This window comes from Vibrio sp. 2304, assembly GCF_033339475.1.
GTDB classification, from domain to species: Bacteria; Pseudomonadota; Gammaproteobacteria; order Enterobacterales; family Vibrionaceae; genus Vibrio; species Vibrio alginolyticus.
Genome location: NZ_JAWOUQ010000033.1, coordinates 1 through 3662, shown reverse-complemented (window position 1 = coordinate 3662; position 3662 = coordinate 1). Strand labels below are relative to the sequence as shown.

The 3662-nt window shown below is 51.8% G+C and carries 1 protein-coding gene; it reads left to right on the top strand.

Annotated elements, in window-relative coordinates; genetic code table 11:
- A partial coding sequence (locus R7P64_RS24030) for a tandem-95 repeat protein (RefSeq protein WP_318124099.1) occupies positions 1-3662 on the top strand: 3662 nt, incomplete at both ends.

Genomic DNA, 3662 nt, shown 5'->3' with positions numbered 1-3662 from the left:
AACGTCACCGTGAATGCGGTGAACGACACGCCTGTGGTTGAAAGCAACATTGCAGACCAAACCTTGGCGGAAGATTTTACGCCATACAGCATCGATCTGAATACCGCTTTCAGTGATGTGGACAACGTTGATAGTGAGTTAACGTTTAGCGTCTCAGGCAACAGTAATGTCAATGTCTCAATAGAAAATGGCATTGCTACGTTCACTCCAACCGCAGACTGGAACGGCTCAGAGAGCCTAATCTTTACTGCTACCGATCCAAGCGGCGAAAGCGTTAGCCAAACGGTGAACTTCACGGTAGCGCCAGTGGCGGATATCGTGGCAGACAACGCGACGGTTGTGGAAGACACGCCGACCATCATTAAGGTCTTAGGTAACGACACGTTTGAAGGCGACGACAAAGTGGTGTCGCTCGATACCAATAACGGTCCAGCTAACGGCACGGTCTCGGTCAACCCGGACGGCAGTGTCACTTACACGCCAAACGACAACTATCACGGGGCAGACAGTTTTACCTACATCGTTACCTCGGGTGGGGTATCGGAGTCCACCACAGTGAACGTCGATGTGACGCCAGTGAATGACGCGCCAGTGGCAAACGATGACGCGGCAACAACACAAGAAGATACCGCTGTTACGATTGATGTCTTGCCAAACGACACCGACATTGATGGCGATACGCTGTCTATCCAATTGGCTTCCGTACCTGAAACACAAGGTACAGTTGAGATCGTTGATGGAAAACTGGTCTTCACACCGGCTGAGAACTTCCATGGTGACGCTGAAATCACTTACACCGTCACTGATGGTGCGCTGACTGACCAAGCGACGGTTAACGTCACCGTGAATGCGGTGAACGACGCGCCTGTGGTTGAGAGCAACATCGCAGATCAAACCTTAGCAGAAGACTTTACGCCATACAGCATCAATCTGAATACCGCTTTCAGCGATGTGGATAACGTAGATGGCGAGCTGAGCTTCAGTGTCTCTGGCAACAGCAACGTGTTGGTTTCGATTGAAAATGGCATCGCGACCATTAGCCCAACGGCAGACTGGAACGGCTCAGAAGCGCTGACCTTTACGGCCACCGATCCAAGCGGCGAAAGCGTTAGCCAAACGGTGAACTTCACAGTAGCGCCTGTGGCAGACATCGTGGCAGACAACGCGACGGTTGTGGAAGACACACCAACCATCATCAAGGTTTTAGGTAACGACACGTTCGAAGGCGACGACAAATTGGTGTCGCTGGATACCAATCACGGCCCAGCCAACGGCACGGTCTCGGTCAATCCGGACGGCAGTGTCACTTACACGCCAAACGACAACTATCACGGGGCAGACAGTTTTACCTACATCGTTACCTCGGGTGGGGTATCGGAGTCCACCACAGTGAACGTCGATGTGACGCCAGTGAATGACGCGCCAGTGGCAAACGATGACACGGCCACAACACAAGAAGATACCGCTGTCACGATTGATGTCTTGCCAAACGACACCGATATTGATGGCGATAAGCTGTGGATTGACTCGGCATCTGTGCCGAGTGACCAAGGGACAGTTGAAATTGTTGACGGCAAGTTGGTGTTCACACCGGCCGAGAACTTCCATGGCGACGCCGAAATCACTTATACCGTCACCGATGGTTCGCTGACTGACCAAGCGACGGTCAACGTCACCGTGAATGCGGTGAACGACACGCCTGTGGTTGAAAGCAACATTGCAGACCAAACCTTGGCGGAAGATTTTACGCCATACAGCATCAATCTGAATACCGCTTTCAGCGATGTGGATAACGTGGATGGCGAGTTAACGTTTAGCATCTCTGGCAACAGCAACATTCAAGTGGCGATCGTCAATGGGATTGCTACGTTCACTCCAACGGCAGACTGGAACGGCTCAGAAGCGCTGACGTTTACGGCTACCGATCCAAGCGGTGAAAGCGTCAGCCAAACGGTGAACTTCACAGTAGCGCCAGTGGCGGATATCGTGGCAGATAAAGCGACGGTTGTGGAAGATACGCCAACCATCATTAAGGTCTTAGATAACGACACGTTCGAAGGCGACGACAAAGTGGTGTCGCTCGATACCAATAACGGTCCAGCTAACGGCACGGTCTCGGTCAACCCGGATGGCAGCGTCACTTACACGCCAAACGACAACTTCCACGGCACAGACAGCTTCACCTACATCGTTACGTCAGGTGGGGTGTCAGAGTCCACCACGGTGAACGTCGATGTGACGCCAGTGAACGATGCGCCAGTGGCGACCAATGACAATGCCGTTACTGACGAAGACACGCCAGTGACGATTGATGTCCTGCCAAACGACACCGATATTGATGGCGATAAGTTGTCTATCCAATCGGCGTCTGTACCTGAAGCGCAAGGCACAGTTGAGATTGTTGATGGAAAATTGGTCTTTACACCGGCCGAGAACTTCAATGGTGACGCCGAAATCACTTACACCATCACTGATGGTTCGCTGACTGACCAAGCGAAAGTAGCTGTTACCGTTAACCCAGTAAACGATGCGCCAACGATCAAGGTCGATGCTGTAGAAAGTATCACTGAAGATGCAGTGAATACCGATACGGTAGTGGCAACGTTGGAAGTCGCTGATATCGACACGCCAGAAGAGCAATTAACCGTTTCTTTAGAAAACAACTCAAACGGCTACTTTGCGCTAGTTGGCGATGAAGTCAAACTGACTCAAGCGGGTGTTGACGCGGTTAACAACGACGAACTCAACCTTAAAGACCTAACGATCAGCGCATCAGTATCGGATGGTGTTAATCCAACGGTTAGCGACAGTGATAGTTTGATTGTGAATCGCGTTAACGATGCACCAACAGTCGACAATGTGATTTCAGATCAAGTGTTAGCAGAAGATTTTACGATCTACACGATTGATTTAAACGACGCATTTAAAGACAGCGACTCCGCACTGAACTTCTCAGTGTCCGGCAACAGCAACGTGTTGGTGTCGATTGAAAATGGCATCGCGACCATTAGCCCAACGGCAGACTGGAACGGCTCAGAAGCGCTGACCTTTACGGCCACCGATCCAAGCGGCGAGAGCGTTAGCCAAACGGTGAACTTCACAGTAGCGCCAGTGGCGGATATCGTGGCAGATAAAGCGACGGTTGTGGAAGATACGCCAACCATCATTAAGGTCTTAGATAACGACACGTTCGAAGGCGACGACAAAGTGGTGTCGCTCGATACCAATAACGGTCCAGCTAACGGCACGGTCTCGGTCAACCCGGATGGCAGCGTCACTTACACGCCAAACGACAACTTCCACGGCACAGACAGCTTCACCTACATCGTTACGTCAGGTGGGGTGTCAGAGTCCACCACGGTGAACGTCGATGTCACGCCAGTGAACGATGCGCCAGTGGCAAAAGATGACACGGCGATTACTGACGAAGACACGCCAGTGACGATTGATGTCCTGCCAAACGATACTGACATTGATGGCGATACGCTGTCTATCCAATCAGCGTCCGTACCTGAAGCGCAAGGCACAGTCGAGATTGTTGACGGCAAACTGGTCTTCACACCGGCCGAGAACTTCCATGGCGATGCCGAAATCACTTACACCGTGACCGATGGTGCACTGACTGACCAAGCAACGGTCAACGTCACCGTGAATGCGGTGAA